A 2,268-nucleotide genomic window follows, 5' to 3' on the forward strand; every position below is an offset into this window, starting at 1 on the left:
GGCCGCCGGCTCGGGCCCGCGCCGTCGGTGGCATGAGCTGATGGAGGCGCGCCGTCCGCTGTACGCCGAGGTCGCCCGTGCCACCGTGGCCACCGACGGCCTGGGCCCTGACGAGGTCGCTCAAGTGGTCCTCCGGACGTTGGAGTTGACAGACGAATGACGGACCGGACGGCGAAGCACATCCAGTTGCCCGATGTACGCATCGGTGTTGACGACGACAACAGCGCCGGGCCCCGGCCACCGGGCGTGATCCGGGCCGCCGGTGAACCGATGCTGCTGGTGCACGGCTGGCTGGGCTCCCGGGCAAGCTGGACAGGCCAGTTGCGGCGGCTGCGCGCGCATCGCCGCGTGGTCTCGATGGATCTGCGCGGGCACGGCGCCAGCTCCGCGCCCGCGACGGGATCCGCGGGATACTCCGCGGGCGCCATGGCGGCGGACCTCGCCGGAGTGATCGGCGCACTGGGCCTCGCTCCGGCAGTCGTGATGGGCCACTCGCTCGGCGCGTCGGCAGCCACTCATCTCGCCCTCGACCGTCCTGACCTCGTCTCCGCGCTCGTACTGATCGATCCGGACTACGGAGGGGATCCGGCCCAGGGCCGGACGCTGGAGCCGATCGCGGCACTCCCGGACGACCAGCGGATAAAGGACGCCGTCGCCGAGATGTTCAGAAACCGGATCGACGCCGGCACGCGGTCGGCCGCCCTGCGCGCCGCCCATGCGCGGGACCTCGACGCCGTGCCGCCCGCCGTCGTGGCGGCCACGCTGAGAGCGATCATCGACGCGCCGGGCTCGATCCGTTTCCGGGACGCCGCCGAGACCGTCCTTCCTCGGCGGCGACAGCCCGTGCTGTCCTTCCACCGCACCCGGGAGCGCGCCGACTGGGAGCGCGGGCTGACGGCCCATCCGGCCTCACGGGCCGTCGCCGTACCGGGCTGCGGGCACTGGATCCACCAGGAGCGGCCGGACCTGGTCATGGGCGAGACCGAGCACTGGCTCGACCGGATCCGGCCGTGACAGTACCCACCGGAACCGTGCGCACGGGGACGGTGCCCACCGTCACGGTGTTGCCCTCGCTGATGTACGCGTACGGATCGCGCAGCGGATTGTCCGCGCCGTCCGGATCGAGGAAGCCCTCCCACGCTCCGTCGAGGCCCGCGGCCACGGCCTGTTCGGCCACTCGGGCGCAGGCCAGCGCGTAGAAGCGCAGGACGGCCGGAGACATCGGCGCGAAGTGCTCGATCAGTACGGTGTGCTGCCGCACGGAGGTCATCCCGGCCTCGCCCAGCCACCGGTAGAGATCCCGCGTACGGAGCAACTGGCGTGCGTATCCCGGGACTTCTGCGCCCTTGCGGAAGAAGTCCATGAACTGGAACCGGTCTCCCGGGCGTACGGTGATCAGACCGGCGTCGAGATCCTTGACGGCGACGGTCCCTCCCGGGCGCACCACTCGCCGTAACTCGCGCAGGGCGAGCGGGAGTTCCTCGTCGCTGAGGTACTGCGTGGTGTTCGCGCACCAGACGGCGTCGAAGGTGTCGTCCGGATAGGGCAGGCGCAGCAGGTCGCCCTGCTGGATGTCCAGCTCGCACGGTGCGCCACGGGCCGCCATACGCGCGGCGGCGAGCTCCGCGTTCTCCTCGGCGAGGTCGACGGCGGACACCCGGCCCTCGGGCCCGACCGCGTCCGCGATCCAGGGCAGGAACGCGCCCGTGCCGCAGCCCGCGTCGAGTACATGCCGGCCGGGCCGGAGCTCCGCCGCGTCCAGGGCCGCGCGGTACTGCGGCGCGCAGGCCTCGAAGTGCGCGTCGACGATCTCCTCGTGCGTGAAGCCGAGCCCGGTGGACGCGGCGTATCCCCAGGAATCGTGGTCCGAAGAGTTGTCGTCCGAGGAGCCGTGGTCCTTTGTGAGCATGCTCACCGTCCTTCTTTCGCGGCGAGGGCCGTCGCGGCGACATCGTCCAGCAGCCCGGCGAGGAGCTGTACGGTCCGGTCGGGCGCTTCGAGCGGCGGGAGATGACCGACTCCGGGCAGAGTGACGAGACGGCCGCGCGGCAGGGCGTCGGCCATGGTGCGGGCCTCTTCGACCGCGACGAGTTCGTCCTCCTCCCCGACGACGGCCAGCGCGGGCACATCGGTCGCGCGCAGGACGTCCAGGGAGTCCGGGCGCGCGGCGATGGCCTGCTGCGCCCAGGCGACCGACGCCGGATCCGCGGCCCTGGCGACGGCCAGGACCTCGGCCGTGGTCGCCGGGCGGGCGGCCCGCGTGGTGGC

General features: G+C 72.6%; 3 protein-coding genes. 1 reads left to right on the plus strand and 2 read right to left on the minus strand.

From position 1 onward, the window contains the following. The first annotated feature begins 156 nt into the window (after positions 1-156). Positions 157-1,014 carry an alpha/beta fold hydrolase gene (locus GA0115259_RS30105; protein ID WP_093602866.1) on the plus strand — a complete coding sequence of 286 codons (858 nt, stop codon included), beginning with the start codon at positions 157-159 and terminating at the stop codon, positions 1,012-1,014. Here GA0115259_RS30105 and GA0115259_RS30110 read toward each other — a convergent pair. Further along, the gene (locus tag GA0115259_RS30110; protein WP_093602868.1) at positions 971-1,909 is read right to left on the minus strand and encodes a methyltransferase domain-containing protein; all 939 of its coding nucleotides are present in this window, start codon (positions 1,907-1,909) and stop codon (positions 971-973) included. The two genes, GA0115259_RS30105 and GA0115259_RS30110, sit on opposite strands and share 44 nt — an antisense overlap. A gap of 2 nt (positions 1,910-1,911) precedes the next feature. Continuing rightward, on the minus strand, positions 1,912-2,268 hold a 357-nt coding region (locus GA0115259_RS30115; protein WP_176732700.1), incomplete at its 5' end, for an alpha/beta fold hydrolase.

This window comes from Streptomyces sp. MnatMP-M17, from assembly GCF_900091995.1.
Lineage (GTDB): Bacteria > Actinomycetota > Actinomycetes > Streptomycetales > Streptomycetaceae > Streptomyces.